Origin of the sequence: Corallococcus sp. CA054B, assembly GCF_003611625.1 — a bacterium.
Lineage (GTDB): Bacteria > Myxococcota > Myxococcia > Myxococcales > Myxococcaceae > Corallococcus > Corallococcus coralloides.
Map to the genome: position 1 here is coordinate 1 of NZ_RAVY01000045.1, position 13,709 is coordinate 13,709.

The following is a 13,709-nucleotide window of genomic DNA, read 5'->3' on the forward strand; positions in this document are numbered from 1 at the left end:
CCCCCACGCCGATCGCCGCCAGCCACAGCCCCTGCCCCACCACCAGCCACAGCACCTGCCGGTCCGTCGCGCCCAGCGCCATGCGGATGCCCAGCTCGCGCGTGCGCTGGCTCACCGTGTACGCCAGCACGCCGTACAGCCCCACGCCCGCCAGCGTCAGCGCGAGCACCGCCATGGCCGTGAGCAGGCCGCCCATCACCCGCGTGCGGCCCAGGCTCTCCTCCACCACGGCCTCCAGGTCGCGCACCTGGACGAGCGGCAGGTCTGGATCCACCGCGCGGAGCTGTTCGCGCAGCGCGGGCAGCAGCGCCTGCGCGTCCCGGGTGGCGCGCACGGCGATGACCATGAACAGGCCCTCGAATTGCCCCATGGGCAGGTACACCTCCGCGCGAGGCTCCTCCGCGAGGCTCGCGTGGTGCACGTCGCCCACCACGCCCACCACCTCCCGGAACGGCTCGCCGTCGAGCGTCAGCCGCGCGCGCTGCCCCAGCGCGGAGCCCTTCGACAGGAAGCGCCGCGCGAAGGTCTCGTTGACCACCATCACCGGCGCCGCGCCCGCGCCGTCCGCGGCGCTCACGTCGCGGCCCTCCTTCAGCGGAATGCGCAGCGTGGCGAAGTAGCCGTCGCTCACCGCGCGGAAGTTCACGGGCTCGCGCGCCTGGGCCTCGTGCTCCGACTCACCGGGCAGCACCACCCCGCTGAAGCCGTTGCGGTTCCACAGCGGCAGCGTGCTGGCCAGTCCCGCCGCCTGCACCGACGGCAACGCCCGCACCCGCGCCAGCAGCTCCGCGCTCACCTGCCGCCTGCGGATGTCATCCCGCCCGTAGGCCTCGCGGGGAAAGGACAGGTCCATCGCGCTGACGCCGCGCGGGTCGAAGCCCGGCGCCACGGTGTGCAGCGCATGGAGCGTGCGCAGCATCAGCCCCGCGCCCACCAGCGGCACGAGCGCCAGCGCGACCTGCGCCACCACCAGCACGGCCCGCGCCCGCATGGGCCCGGTCGCGCCCTTCCCTCCGCGCAGCCCCCCGAGCGCCCCCTTCGCCTCCGCGCGGGAGGCGCGCAGCGCGGGCACCAGGCCGAAGAGGACGCTGGTCGTCAGGGACAGGCCCGCCGCGATGGCGAGCACGTGCGGCTCCAGCCGGAGCTCCTCCGGAGACACGACCTCCGCGGGGACGAACACGCGCAGGAGGTCCATCCCCCACATCGCCAGCAGCAGGCCCACCGCGCCGCCCATCAGGGCCAGCACCGCACTCTCCACCAGGAACTGCCGCACCAGCCGTCCCCGGTCCGCGCCCAGCGCCGCGCGCACCGCCACCTCGCGCTCGCGGGCACTGGCGCGCGCGAGCAGCAGGTTCGCCACGTTGGCGCACGCCACGCACAGCACCAGCGCCATCACTCCGGCCAGCAGCCACAGCTGTTCGCGCGAGGTCTCCACCACCTGCTCATGCAGCGGCACCAGCCGCACCCCGGGCACCGCTTCATTTCCGCCCAGCGTCGCGGCCCAGACGCGCGAGTGCTCCTCCAGCTCCGCGCGGGCGCGCTCCAGCGGGACACCCGGCCGCAACCGGCCCACGCCACGCAGGTAGAGTTCTTCCGAGGCCTGATTCGAGCGCGCGGGAGGCAGGGGCTTCCACAGGTCCACGCCCGGCCAGAAGCGGAACGACGCGGGCAGCACGCCCTGGACGACGTGGGGTGCGCCATCCAGCGTGAGCGTCTGGCCCACCACGTCCGCGCGTCCACCGAAGTGGTTCCGCCAGAAGGCGTGGGACACGAGCACGGCCTGGTCGCGCCCGGGCCCCTGGGACTCCGGTCCGAAGTCCTGCCCACGCTCGGGCCGCACGCCCAGCAGTGCCAGCAGGCCCGGGGTCGCGAGCCCCGCGCGCACCCGCCGCGCCGCGCCCGGGCCGGTCAGCGTCTGGTCCATGGAGGTGACGCCCTCGATGGCCTGGAACGCGCCCGGGCGCTCGCGCCACGCCTGGAGGTACGAGTGCGCCACACCGCCCCGCTCACGCTGCGGCGTGGATTGGTAGAGGCGCAGCAGCTCCTGGGGTTCGGGGTACGGCAGGGGCTTGAGCAGCACCTGGTACACGAGGCTGAAGACCGCGGTGGTGGCCCCGATGGCGAGCGCGAGCGTGGCCACCACGACGGAGGTGAACACGGGCTCGCGGCGCATCCGGCGCAGCGACAGGCGGACGTCTTGGAGGAGCTGGGACATGGTGTCGGTCCGGGGCGGGCTGCAACTCTAGCGCCACGGCAGCGCAGCGGCGCCGAGGCCCCAGGGGACGGACGCGCGGTGTCCGCTCATGGCACGTGGCGTCCCGCAAGCGGACAGCGACCTTCTTTTCGGAAGGCAGGCGCGGGCACGGGCGATATGGATTGCCCATGCGAAATGCACTGATGGCGGCATCGTTCCTGGCCCTCGCGGGCTGTTCCCACTCGACGCCCACGGCTCCGGCGGCCTCCACCCAGGCGCAGGCGGCGGCCGTGTCCGCGCAGGCGCTGGTGGACGCGCCGGACCGCACGGAGGCGGATCGCAAGCTGGACGCGGGCCGGCACCCGGCCGCCCTGCTGGAGTTCGTGGGCGTGAAGCCCGGCATGCACGTGGCGGAGCTGATGACGGGTGGCGGCTACACCACGGAGCTGCTGGCGCGCGCGGTGGGGCCCGAGGGCAAGGTGTACGGCGAGAACCCCCAGGTCGTGCTGGAGAAGTTCGCGGCGAAGCCGTGGCAGGAGCGGCTGGCGCGGCCGGTGAACCAGAACGTGGTGCGCCTGGACCGCGAGCTGGACGCGCCCTTCCCGCCCGAGATGAACGGCACGCTTGACGCGGTGGTGAGCCACATCATCTACCACGACGCGGGATGGCTGGGCGTGGACCGGGCGAAGATGAACGCGGCGGTGTTCCAGGCGCTCAAGCCGGGCGGCGTGTACGTCATCCTCGACTCCAGCGCGAAGCCGGGCACGGGCATCACGGAAGGCCAGACGCTGCACCGCATCGACGAGCAGCTGGTACGCGACGAGGTGCAGGCCGCGGGCTTCCAGTTCCAGGAGGAGCGCAACACCTGGCGCAACCCGGAGGACACGCGCGACTGGAACTCCAGCCCGGGAGCCGCGGGTGAGCGCCGGGGCACGAGCGACCGGTTCGCGCTGAAGTTCGTCAAGCCTTAGGACGGGGACACGCTCATGGCCGTGCGAAAGTTCAAGGCGAAGCTCGAAGTGGCCAACGACGTGGGGGGCCGCTTCGTGCGCTGTCCGTTCGACAGCAAGGAGGCCTACGGCGAGGCACGGCCCCCGGTGGTGGGCACCGTGAACGGGCAGCCCTTCCGGAGCCGGTTGATGGTGTACGGAGGCATCACCTACCTGGGCTTCACCAAGGAGGTGCGCGAGGCCGCGGGCATCGAGGACGGCGCGATGCTGAGCATCACGCTGGAGCGGGACACGGCACCTCGGGAGATCGAGGTGCCGGAGGACCTCCAGCGCGCGCTGGACGCGGAGCCCGCGCTGCGGGACGTGTTCACGAACCTGGCGTTCACGCACCGCAAGGAGTTCGTGAAGGCGCTCACCGAAGCGAAGAAGGAGGAGACCCGAGCGCGTCGCTTGGCCCAGACGCTGGAGAAACTGCGCGCCAAGGCTGTGTCAGACTAGTAGTCATAAAAAACCAAACGGCCCCACGAGAGAACCATGCCAACATTCGGCGAAAAGCCTCGTCCAAGAGCCCTACTTCTTGGATTAACTAACGAGGAAAACCAAACTGCAGCCAAGCTTCTTCCTACTTGTCGCACAATCAACGCACTCGAAGAGGTTGAGCAACACGAGTGGGATCTCCTGATTACACGACACGAATTCTTCGCCAAAAGCCATCTATTCATTATCTCAATTGGATGCACCGACCTCGGTTACGTCCAGCATCCAATCAACGAAACGGCAGCGATTCACACTGGAACATTCGGCGTTACCACCCACTCAAGATCGACAGAGTTCATCATACCTGACCATCTACCCAGAGAGCTTTCGCTCCTGATTCAACGCAATCTCCTGCCTGGGCTTCAGAGCGAAACTCAACACAAAGTGATTGGAACCAGACTTTCATTCAATGGACGTCCTCTCAAGGGCGTCCCCCTTGACGAACTGTTGTTCACTCCGTTCATTTCCTCAACTAAGAATGAGGCGCTGGCCGGAAAGTTCACCAGACAAGGCGTCGAAGCCGAAGTCTGGTGTCTACCGCCTACCAAGCTCGATCTGAGTGCATGGATCTCGGTTGCCCTGAAGGAATGGCACAAATCAAACCCGCGAAGATTTCCAACAACTCCAGGCTGGGAGCATGACGAACAGTGGATGAATTCCCAGGAAAAACTGCTACATGAACAAATCGAAACAATCTCAAGGGAGAGGGAAGTTGCCTTGAGAAATTTCGCTACTGAAGAACAAATCCTGCGCACACAACTCAACGAGGAGCGACAAAAAGCCGATGCTGGCGAGCGTCGTCTACTTACCGCTCAGGACGAAGAGCTTGTAGCTGCAGTGAAAGACGCCTTCGCCGAGTTTGGGTTCGACACCCAAAACATGGATGAAGTCTTCCCTTCGAACGATCGGCGCGAAGACCTGAGAATCTCCCTTCCCGGCACTCCCAAATGGATCGCGATTTGCGAAGTCAAGGGCTACTTCAAGGGCGCCAAAATAAGCGACCTCCTCAAAATAAGTAGATTTCAAAAGCGATTCATCATGGAGACAGGCGCTCCGCCGAATCAATCGCTGTACATAGTTAATCACTACCTCCAAGATCCTCCATCCACTCGGGGCGCCCCACTCAGCAATAATGCCGAGGAGATCAAGGCCTTTGCAGAAGATGACGGTGTCGTTATTTCGACGGCTGACATCTATCAGCTTCTGACTGAGTTCAGATCCAATCAAATAACCAAGGAACAAATTCGCTCAATGATTCAGCAGGCGCGGGGCGTATTTTCCCTCAAATCTAGCATTAACAGCCTCTAACAAATGTCAGGACAGAGGCGCCGCAGGAGCATGACGCAGCAGCCAAGGACGAGGAATCCGAAGTGGACGTCGTCCCTGCGTTCATCGCGGACTCGAAGCCTGCGGAGCTGGTTCTTCCAAGCCAGCGTGCGCTCCACGACCCAGCGATAACGTCCAAGCCGCTCCTTGGACTCGACGCCCGGGCGCGCAATGCGAGCGGCGATGCCACGTAGGCGGAGCCCACGTCGGTTCTTCCTGGAGGCGTAGGCCTTGTCGCCGCGGAGCTTCCCAGGCCGCAGGCGCCGCCGGCCCGAGGGCATCCGCACCGCGGGCACGGAGTCGACGAGCGGGAGGAGTTCGTGCGTAACCGTCCGGCCAATGACGTGTCGGGGGGCTTGAAGACAGGCCCCGGCCGTGCTCGGCGGGAACTGATGCAGCGGCAAGCGGCCTGATTACGACCAACCTGGTGTCTCATCAATCCGGTGCGGTACAGATCCCCGCCACGGCCCATCACCTCTCGCAGCCCGAGGCTCAGGCGTCTTCGTCACCCGAACCAAAAGCCTGACCTCTCACCGCCGTGAGCAGCAGGTCGTACTTGCCGCCCAGGAACGTGCGGAAGCCGTGCTGGTGCAGGTAGCGGCGGTAGAAGGACAGGTCCTTCACCAGCAACGACAGGTCCGGCTCGCGCAGGTTGCGCACGCGCGCGCCGTAGACAACCTCTCCGTCACGGAAACGTGAGTTGGGGAAGCCCAGTACCAGCGAGGCCTTGGGCTCCAGGTGCTCCTGCACCAGCTTGCGCAAGAGCGCCCGGTCATCCACGCCCGGGCTCTGCAACGTGCCCACCGACACCACCACGTCGAAGCGGCCCAGGTCGGCGGGCAGCGCGTTCAGGTCCGCCTGCACGAACGCATGGCGAGGATCCGGAAACGCAGCCCGAGCCTCCGCCAACGCGCTCGCGCTGTGGTCCACGCCGACGAAGCGGATGCCCTCCATCTCCGCGAACGCGACCAGCTCATCGCCCCGGTTGACGCCCAGGTCCAGGAGCCTCGCGCCCGTGGGCAACACCAGTCGCCCCACCGCCTCCAGCCAGGGCAGCAGGAAGCCCGCGTCCTCGAACTTCCGCACGCGCGCGAAGTCGGACGCGGCGCCATAACGCTCCTGCGGCGCCTCCGTCCGCGCCCCACCGCCCGCGTGCCACGAAGCCTCCGACCCCAGCGGCTCGAACGTGAGCCGCACGTGCGTCGCGTCCACTCCGCGAGGCGTGCGCAGACGGCACGACAGCCCTTCCGCCAGGTCGCACCAGCTCCGCAACGGCCGGTGCACGAGCCCCCCCTCCACGCGCTCCCCGGGATAGCGCCCGTGCCCCAGGTCCGGATCCGGCACGTCGATGGAAACGGGCCCGGACGGCAGCAACGTCTCCAGGTGGCGCAGGACGGCGATCAACGGCTCGGCGTGGAAGCGGCGAGGGCTTTCGGCGGGATGCGACGACATGCGCCGCACCCTACCCCGCGCGGCTCAGTGGGACTCCACCCCGATCTTTCTGAACGCGCGCAGTGGAGCGGTCAAGTGACGGAAGGCGACGCGGCGGCCCGCCGCGCCTGGACCTGCTCCCACACGAACGCGATGACCAGGAACCCACCGCCCACCGCGCACACGCCCCGCCAGCCCGCGTGGTCCCACGAGATGGCGGAGAGCGCGGAACCGCAGGCGCCGCCCACGAAGTAGAACATCTTGTAGAGCGTGTTGAGGCGCGTCTGCGCCGTGGGGTGCAGGCGGTATAGCTCCGTCTGGTTGGACACCGTGGCGGCCTGCGCCCCCAGGTCCAGCAGCACCACGCCCGCGATGAGCCCGGCCCACAGCGTGCCGAAGACGGCGAACACCCCGAAGGCCGCCAGCATCGTGACGATGCTGGCCCGGACGATCCGCCGCGCGCCAATGCGCTGCGCGTGCCGGCCCGTGACGTTCGCGGCGAGCGCCCCCACCGTCCCGATGAGCCCGAACATGCCCGCCGTGCCCGGCCCCTGGTGGTACGCGTCGCTGCTCAGGAAGAACGCCAGCGACGCCCAGAACGCGGAGAGCGCGGCGTACATCAGGGCGCCCGTGAGCGCGATGGCCCGCAGTCCCGGCACGTCCCGCAGCAGCGTCCACAGCGACTGCAGGAGGCGCGGGTACGTCAGCCGCGTGGAGGACTCGTAGCGAGGCAGTCCCAGCCGCAGCGTCATCGCCAGCCCCACCATCGTCGCACCGGCCGCGAAGTACACCCCGCGCCAGCCCAGATGCGTGGCCACGAAGCCGCTGAGCGTGCGGGAGATGAGCACGCCCACCAGCGCGGCGCTGAGCACCACGCCCAGGTTCCTCCCTCGCTCCTCGGGCGAGCTGAGCGCCGCGACGAAGGGGATGAGGATCTGCACCAGCACGGACGTCAGGCCAATGGCCACGCAGGCGACCAGGAACAGGGGGAACGTGGGCGCCAGGCCCGCCGCGAAGAGCGCCGCTGCCGCGAGCCCCAGCATGGTCACCAGCAGGCCGCGCTTCTCCAGCACGTCACCCAGCGGCGTCAGGAGCACCAGTCCGGCCACGTAGCCCAGCTGCGACATCATCGGCACGGAGCCCACGGCGGAGGCGGACAGGCCGAAGGTCTGCGCGATGACGCCCAGCAGCGGCTGGCTGTAATAGACGTTGCCCACCGCGAGCACCGTCGCCGTCGTCATCGTCCACAGCAGCCGGCGATCCATGGGAGCGGCCTGGGGCACGGTGGCGGGGAGCACGGCGGAGGAGGTCTCCATGCGGCATGCCTAGCGCTCCCCCACCCATACTTCCAATATATCCTGGGTCTGGAATCCAGACCTGGAGCATATGGACCATGGAGCTGCGCCACCTGAGGTACTTCGTCGCGGTCGCGGAGGAGCTCAGCTTCACCCGCGCCGCGAAGCGGCTGCACATCGCCCAGCCGCCGCTCAGTCAGCAGATCCGCAAGTTCGAAACGGAGCTGGGCGGAGCCCTCTTCGAGCGCGAAGCCCGCGCGGTGCGCCTCACGAAGCTGGGACGCGAGCTGCTGCCGGAAGCGCACCAACTCCTGGAGCGCGCGAAGCGGTTCCAGGAGCACGCGGCACGGCAGGCCCGGGGCGAACAGGACGTGCTGGTGCTGGGCCTCATCTCGTCGTTCGCGACGCCCCGGTTCGCGGCGATGCTCCGGGCCTTCCAGAAGAAGATGCCGGGCATCCACATCGAGCTGAGCAACCACCCGTCCGCGTGGCAGCTGGACGCACTGGAGCGGGGCACGCTGGACGTGGGCATCCTGCGTCCTCGCGAGCGGATGCCTCCGGATGTCGTCTCGCACTTCATCCGGCGGGAACCCTTCCGGCTGGCGGTGCCGTCGCGGCATCCGTTCGCGAAGCGCAAGGCGGTGGCGTGGAAGGACCTGCGCGATGAGCCGCTCGTCCTGGTGGAGCCCGGCGTCGCGCCGCCGGACTACTACGCGGGGTTCTTCGACCGGCTCCGCGACGCGGGGGTCGAACCGGCGGTGCGCCAGTACGCGCAGAACGTCGCGACGAAGATCTGGTTCGTCTCCGCGGGCTTCGGCATCGCGCCCATGCCGCACACGCCCGACACGGAGCACCACTCCGGCGTGGCCTTCATCGACCTGCCGGGGGACGCGCCGGTGACGAACACCGTCATCGCCTGGCGCAAGGCCGGAAGATCCCCGGCCCTGCTCCGGTTCGTCGAGTTCGCGCGCGAGTCCTTTGCCGCGCACTGAAGCCCTACGACGGCTCGCCGCCCACTGCCCGCCGGATGCCCATCAGCTTGTCGGGGTTGCGCGTGATGTAGAGGGCGACGATGCGGCCGTCCTCGATGCCGAGCGCCGTGGTCTGCAGCGTTCCATCCGCCTCCAGCGTGACGAACGCGGGCAGGCCGTCGATGGTGCCCTCGTACACGAGCTGAGACGAGTTCACGCCCGTGCGCCGGACGAACGCCTCGAGCATGCGCACGATCTTCGCCTGGCCATAGATGGGATTGAGCACCGCCTTCGCCTTGCCGCCGCCATCGGAGTACAGGATGACGTCCTGGGCCAGCAGTGCCTGGAGCGCGTGCGTGTCACCGCTCCGGGACGCGGCATGGAACGCCGAGGCCAGCTCGTGGCCCTTCGCCTCCGTCACGGGGAAGCGGGGCCGGGCCTCCTGCACGTGGGCCCGCGCCCGGCTGGCGAGCTGGCGGCACGCCGCGGGATCGCGGTCGATGGCCTTCGCCACCTGCTCGAAGTCCATGCCGAACACGTCGTGCAGGAGGAACGCGGCGCGCTCCAGGGGGGACAGGCGCTCCAGGGCCATCATCAAGGTCAGCGTCAAGTCGTCGCCCTCCACTGTCTCGATGATGGGCTCTGGAAGCCAGGTCCCCACGTACTCCTCGCGCCGCACGCGCGCGGACTTCAGGACGTCCAGGCACAGCCGGGTCACCGTGCGGACGAGCACGGCCTCGGCGTCCCGCACGGCGTCGCGGTCGGTCTGGTGCCAACGGAGATACGCCTCCTGCACCACGTCCTCCGCCTCCGCGACGATGCCCAGCATCCGGTACGCGATGCGGAGCAGCCGGGGGCGGAGCGGGTCGAAGACGTCCGCGGGGTTCGGCTCAGGCGGCTTCACTGCGAGCGGTCACCGGGTGGATGGACCGGAAGCCGATGGCGAACCGGTTCCAGGAGTTGATGACACCAATCAGGAGGGTCAGCTTCACGATCTCCTCTTCGGTGAAGTGCGGCTTGAGCGCAGCGTAGTCCTCATCCGGGGCGTGCGTCTGGGAAACCAGCGTCAGGGCCTCCGTCCAGCCCAGGGCCGCGCGCTCGCGCTCGGTGTACAGCGGCGACTCGCGCCAGCCGTCCAGCAGGTAGATGCGCTCCTCGCTCATCCCCTGGGCACGGGCGTCGCGGGTGTGCATGTGGATGCAGAACGCGCAGCCATTGAGCTGCGAGGAGCGGATCTTCACCAACTCGCGGAGGCTCGGCTCCAGCCCCAGGGCCTCCACCTTCTTGCTGAACTCGAGCATGAGGTTGACGGCGTCCGGGGCGACAGCGAAGGCATTCATCCGGGTCTTCATGTGTAGGTCCTCATTCTTGGGGGCGAAGTGCCCTTCCATCCCCAGGACGACGCAGCGGGTGCCGCGTGTGACATGGCCATTTTAAAGGCCTAAGAAGGGCCCAGGAGGCGCCCCCGGATGAAGACCGTGACCGATGTGGAGACGCTCGAACGCCTGTACGGGGTCCCCGGGATGTCGTCCGTGCTCAAGGAGGTGGACCACCTCCACCCGGCATACCGGCCCTTCATTGAACGCTCGCCGTTCATGGTCCTCGCCACGTCCGGCCCTGGAGGGCTGGATGCCTCGCCGCGAGGAGACCCCGCCGGGTTCGTGGTCATCGAGGACGCGCACACGCTGCTGCTGCCCGACCGCCGCGGCAACAACCGCATGGACTCGCTGCGGAACATCCTGGCGGATCCGCGCGTCGCGCTGCTGTTCTTCGTCCCGGGCGTGAACGAAACCCTGCGCGTCAACGGCCGGGCGAGCATCGTCATCGAGCCGTCCATGCTCGAGCGCTTCACCTTCGAGGGAAAGCAGCCCCGCTCCGTGCTGCGCATCGCAGTGGAGACGGTCTACTTCCAGTGCAGCCGCGCGTTGATCCGCTCCGGGCTCTGGGACCCTGCCCGGCAAGTCGCCCGCGCCGAGTTCCCAAGCCCCGGCTCCATCCTCGAGGCGCTGAGTCCAGAGAACTTCGACGGCGGAGAGTACGACCGCGAGCTGCCAGCCCGGGTGAAGACGACGCTGTACTGAGCCTCAGGAGCCCGCGTCGAACACCGTGGCCTTGCGCACGCGGACGCGGAGCGTCTGACCTGCGCGAACGCCCTCCAGCGCCGGTCCGATGACGCGCAGGAACGCATCTCCCACGGGGAAGCGGTACTCCGCCGCGTGCCCCAGGAACAGGCGAGCGGACAGCACCAGCGGCGTCCCGGTCTCCCCCAGCTCCAGGTCCTCCGGACGCACCACCAGCGTCCCCTGTCCGGGCTTGGCATCCACGGGCAGGTCGAACGCGGTCTCCGTCCCCGCGCAGTGGAAGGCACCCGCGCGCACCTCGCCCCGCAGCACGTTCGCGCCCCCGACGAAGCCCGCGACGAACGGCGTCGCCGGTTCCCGGTACAGCCGCTCCGGCGTGTCCACCTGTTCGATGACGCCCCGGTTCATCACGGCGATGCGATCCGACAGGGCCAGGGCCTCGCCCTGATCATGTGTGACGAACACCAGCGTCGTGCCCAGCCGGGCCCGCAGCGCGGCGATCTCCGCGCGCAGCTCCTCGCGCAGGGCGGCGTCCAGGTTTGAAAGGGGTTCGTCCAACAGCAGCACGCGAGGCCCCGCCACCAGCGCCCGCGCGAGCGCCACGCGCTGCAACTGTCCACCGGACAGCTCATGCGGCATCCGCGCCGCGTAGGCCTCAAGCCGTACCCAGCGCAGGGCTTCGCGCACGCGTGAAGCCATCTCGTGGCGAGGCACCTTCCGGAGCGCCAGCGGATAGGCGACGTTCGCTTCGACGCTGCGATGCGGCCAGATGGCGTAGCTCTGGAACACCATGCCCAGGCCGCGCTTCTCGGGAGGAACACGCACGCCGGGCCCGGCGACCACTTCATCCCCCAGGCGAATGACGCCCGCGTCCGGGTGCTCCAGCCCCGCGAGCATCCGCAGCGTGGTCGTCTTCCCACAGCCGGAAGGGCCCAGCAGGGACACCAGCTCGCCTTGCCCCACTTGAAGGCTCAAGCCACGCACCACGGGCGTCCCGCCATAAGCCTTGACCAGGCCCTCCAGGACGATGGCCGCCATCACCGCACCTCCGGTACGCGACGCCGGGCCCACACCAGCACGGCCTGTCCCGCGACCACCAGCGCCACGAACGCGCAAGCGAGCACGGCCGCGGCGGCCGGGTCCGCATAGCTCTGCAACTCGAACAACAGCGTGCCCAGCACCTCGGAGCCCGCGGGTACCAGCAGCACGGACAAGGTGATCTCCGTGGCGCAGGCGAGGAACGCGAGCACGAACGCCACCGTGAGCGCGGGCCGGAGCAGCGGCAGCGTCGCGTCCACGAACGCCCGCACAGGCCCTGCACCGCCGACGCGAGCTGCCTCCGCGAGCGAAGGGTCCACCTGGGCCAGGGCCTCGGCGCTGTTGCGTTCGCCGAGCGCCAGGTACTTCCCCACGTAGCCCACGAGCATCAGCCACGGTGTATGCGCCAGGGCCAGCACGAACGCGAAGCGGTCCAGCACCACCAGCCGCCAGTCCCGAGAGAACGCCACCAGCAGCGCGAGCGCCAGCACCGTGCCCGGAACCGCGAAGGGCCACACCGCCATGGCCTCCACGCCCGCGCCGCCGCGACGGAAGGCCCGCCGAAGGAGCGCCGCCGAAAGACCCAGGCTGACCACGAGCAGCCCCGCCCCCGCCGCGAGCAACACACTGCGCCCCGTGGCCCGGAGTGTGCGCGCATCCCCAAGCACCCCGGACCAGTGCGACAGCGTCAACGTGTCCCAGGTCAGTGCCGCGCCGAAGCTGCGTTGCAGCGAAGTGAGCAGGATGGCCGCAAGGGGCAGCACCACCAGCACCCCGCCCACGAGGCCCACACCGGCCAGAGCGACAGTCCGCCACGCCCCCAACGCAAGGACGCGAGGAGACACGCCCTTGCCCGCGCTCAACCGCACCCGTCCGCTTCGGCCCAGCATCCAGGTCAGTCCCAGCGCCAGCGGCGTCACCAGCAGGAGGAACGACGCGAGCACCGACGCCCGTGGCAATCCCTCCTCGCTGCCCAGCAGCACCAGCTCATAGATACGGGTGGTGAGCACACGGGTGGGCGGCGACGCCGACACGCCCAGCAGGTACGGCACGCCGAAGGACGACGCGGCCATGAGAAACACCATCACCGCGCCAGACAACAGCGCGGGCATCACCAGGGGAACGGTGGTGTTCAGCACGGCGCGAAGCGGCGAAGCGCCACAGACGCGAGCCGCTTCCTCCAGAGCCGGGTCCACGCGCCGAAGCGCCGCGGCCCCGGCGAGCAGCACCAGCGGCAGGCCCGAAAGCCCCTCCACGAACGCGATGCCCGCCGCGCCATAAAGGTCGAACACGTCCGCGCCCAGCATGCGGTTCAGATAGCCAGCACGAGGGCTCGCGAGCGACAGCCACCCCATGCCCCAGATGAACGCGGGGATGGCGGAAGGCAGCGTGAACAGCACGGTGAACGCGCCACGCAGGGGCAGGTCCGTGCGGAACAGGAGCAAGGCCAGCGGAGCGCCCAGGCACAGCGCCCACGCCGTCGCGCCCAGCGAGATGCCCAGTGTGTTCAACAGCGCCCCGGACTCCGCCGAGAGCACCGAACCCAATCCCCCCGTCGCCGCCCCCACGCCCCGAACCAGGAGCGCCACGACCGGAACCACCGCGAAGAGCAGCAGCGGCACGAGCCACAAGGCCAACGCAACCCACCGGCCCCTCATCGCGAGCCCCCATCAAGGCTCACGCGCTGGCGCTGCGCCGGCCCCTCGGGCAGGCCGTCAATCCAACCGGATGAGAAAGAAAGAAGCTCGACGAAGCGCCCCGGTGGCGGAGCACCCCAAAAACCTGTCCGACAATCGGACAAGTCGGCACCACCACACGAACCCGTCCGACTGTCGGACAAGCCAGGCCCACCGCTCGGGCCGGTCCGGCTGTCCGACAAGTTGGGG

General features: G+C 68.8%; 12 protein-coding genes and 1 pseudogene. 5 read left to right on the forward strand and 8 right to left on the reverse strand.

The features are described 5' to 3' along the window. Window positions 1-2,215: ABC transporter permease (locus D7V80_RS13995; RefSeq protein WP_147447098.1), on the reverse strand; the 2,215-nt coding region annotated here is incomplete at its 3' end. A 167-nt stretch (window positions 2,216-2,382) separates the two neighbouring features. Between D7V80_RS13995 and D7V80_RS14000 the strand changes: the two genes are divergently transcribed. Genes D7V80_RS14000 through D7V80_RS41420 form a run of 3 tightly spaced genes read left to right on the forward strand, consistent with a single transcriptional unit; the run spans window position 2,383 to window position 4,989 of the window. Next, window positions 2,383-3,165, forward strand: coding sequence for a class I SAM-dependent methyltransferase (locus tag D7V80_RS14000; RefSeq protein ID WP_120588632.1), 783 nt, complete (start codon window positions 2,383-2,385; stop codon window positions 3,163-3,165). Between the two features lie 15 nt (window positions 3,166-3,180). Further along, window positions 3,181-3,642, forward strand: a complete 462-nt coding sequence (locus D7V80_RS14005) for a YdeI/OmpD-associated family protein (RefSeq protein WP_120588633.1) — start codon at window positions 3,181-3,183, stop codon at window positions 3,640-3,642. A 36-nt stretch (window positions 3,643-3,678) separates the two neighbouring features. Then, complete coding sequence (locus tag D7V80_RS41420) at window positions 3,679-4,989, forward strand: hypothetical protein (RefSeq protein ID WP_147447099.1); 1,311 nt, start codon at window positions 3,679-3,681, stop codon at window positions 4,987-4,989. Here the strand turns inward: D7V80_RS41420 and D7V80_RS14010 are convergent. From D7V80_RS14010 to D7V80_RS14020, 3 genes and pseudogenes are all read right to left on the reverse strand, one after another. After that, window positions 4,986-5,315: pseudogene (locus D7V80_RS14010) on the reverse strand (transposase); the annotation flags it as partial. The gene D7V80_RS41420 and the pseudogene D7V80_RS14010 sit on opposite strands and share 4 nt — an antisense overlap. Window positions 5,316-5,499: 184 nt before the next feature. Next, window positions 5,500-6,459 carry a bifunctional 2-polyprenyl-6-hydroxyphenol methylase/3-demethylubiquinol 3-O-methyltransferase UbiG gene (locus tag D7V80_RS14015; RefSeq protein WP_120588635.1) on the reverse strand — a complete coding sequence of 320 codons (960 nt, stop codon included), beginning with the start codon at window positions 6,457-6,459 and terminating at the stop codon, window positions 5,500-5,502. Between the two features lie 71 nt (window positions 6,460-6,530). Further along, window positions 6,531-7,754: an MFS transporter gene (locus D7V80_RS14020; protein ID WP_120588636.1), complete on the reverse strand. Its 1,224-nt coding sequence runs from the start codon at window positions 7,752-7,754 to the stop codon at window positions 6,531-6,533. 77 nt (window positions 7,755-7,831) lie between these two features. On the opposite strand from D7V80_RS14020, the gene D7V80_RS14025 reads away from it, so the two are divergent. Next, window positions 7,832-8,725, forward strand: a complete 894-nt coding sequence (locus D7V80_RS14025) for a LysR family transcriptional regulator (protein WP_158616626.1) — start codon at window positions 7,832-7,834, stop codon at window positions 8,723-8,725. A 4-nt stretch (window positions 8,726-8,729) separates the two neighbouring features. Here the strand turns inward: D7V80_RS14025 and D7V80_RS14030 are convergent, their stop codons facing one another. Then, entirely contained in the window at window positions 8,730-9,608 is an 879-nt protein-coding gene (locus tag D7V80_RS14030; RefSeq protein ID WP_120588638.1) for a sigma-70 family RNA polymerase sigma factor, read from the reverse strand. Then, window positions 9,595-10,056, reverse strand: coding sequence for a carboxymuconolactone decarboxylase family protein (locus tag D7V80_RS14035; RefSeq protein ID WP_120588639.1), 462 nt, complete (start codon window positions 10,054-10,056; stop codon window positions 9,595-9,597). The genes D7V80_RS14030 and D7V80_RS14035 overlap by 14 nt, the downstream gene beginning before the upstream one ends. Window positions 10,057-10,173: 117 nt before the next feature. Here D7V80_RS14035 and D7V80_RS14040 point away from each other — a divergent pair, with 117 nt between their 5' ends. Next, window positions 10,174-10,785 carry a pyridoxamine 5'-phosphate oxidase family protein gene (locus D7V80_RS14040; protein ID WP_120588640.1) on the forward strand — a complete coding sequence of 204 codons (612 nt, stop codon included), beginning with the start codon at window positions 10,174-10,176 and terminating at the stop codon, window positions 10,783-10,785. Between the two features lie 3 nt (window positions 10,786-10,788). Here the strand turns inward: D7V80_RS14040 and D7V80_RS14045 are convergent, their stop codons facing one another. Both D7V80_RS14045 and D7V80_RS14050 read right to left on the reverse strand, forming a co-directional pair. Continuing rightward, the gene (locus D7V80_RS14045) at window positions 10,789-11,823 is read right to left on the reverse strand and encodes an ABC transporter ATP-binding protein (RefSeq protein ID WP_199738617.1); all 1,035 of its coding nucleotides are present in this window, start codon (window positions 11,821-11,823) and stop codon (window positions 10,789-10,791) included. After that, window positions 11,823-13,481, reverse strand: a complete 1,659-nt coding sequence (locus D7V80_RS14050) for an iron ABC transporter permease (protein ID WP_120588642.1) — start codon at window positions 13,479-13,481, stop codon at window positions 11,823-11,825. Before D7V80_RS14050 ends, D7V80_RS14045 begins: the two co-directional genes overlap by 1 nt. Window positions 13,482-13,709 lie beyond the last annotated feature (228 nt).

Excerpts from the sequence above, each read along its gene's own strand:
- D7V80_RS14045 (WP_199738617.1), bottom strand. The coding sequence starts at position 11,823 with ATGGCGGCCATCGTCCTGGAGGGCCTGGTCAAGGCTTATGGCGGGACG.
- D7V80_RS14040 (WP_120588640.1), top strand. The coding sequence starts at position 10,174 with ATGAAGACCGTGACCGATGTGGAGACGCTCGAACGCCTGTACGGGGTC.
- D7V80_RS14015 (WP_120588635.1), bottom strand. The coding sequence starts at position 6,459 with ATGTCGTCGCATCCCGCCGAAAGCCCTCGCCGCTTCCACGCCGAGCCG.
- D7V80_RS14050 (WP_120588642.1), bottom strand. The coding sequence starts at position 13,481 with ATGAGGGGCCGGTGGGTTGCGTTGGCCTTGTGGCTCGTGCCGCTGCTG.
- D7V80_RS14025 (WP_158616626.1), top strand. The coding sequence starts at position 7,832 with ATGGAGCTGCGCCACCTGAGGTACTTCGTCGCGGTCGCGGAGGAGCTC.
- D7V80_RS14000 (WP_120588632.1), top strand. The coding sequence starts at position 2,383 with ATGCGAAATGCACTGATGGCGGCATCGTTCCTGGCCCTCGCGGGCTGT.
- D7V80_RS14005 (WP_120588633.1), top strand. The coding sequence starts at position 3,181 with ATGGCCGTGCGAAAGTTCAAGGCGAAGCTCGAAGTGGCCAACGACGTG.
- D7V80_RS41420 (WP_147447099.1), top strand. The coding sequence starts at position 3,679 with ATGCCAACATTCGGCGAAAAGCCTCGTCCAAGAGCCCTACTTCTTGGA.
- D7V80_RS14035 (WP_120588639.1), bottom strand. The coding sequence starts at position 10,056 with ATGAAGACCCGGATGAATGCCTTCGCTGTCGCCCCGGACGCCGTCAAC.
- D7V80_RS14020 (WP_120588636.1), bottom strand. The coding sequence starts at position 7,754 with ATGGAGACCTCCTCCGCCGTGCTCCCCGCCACCGTGCCCCAGGCCGCT.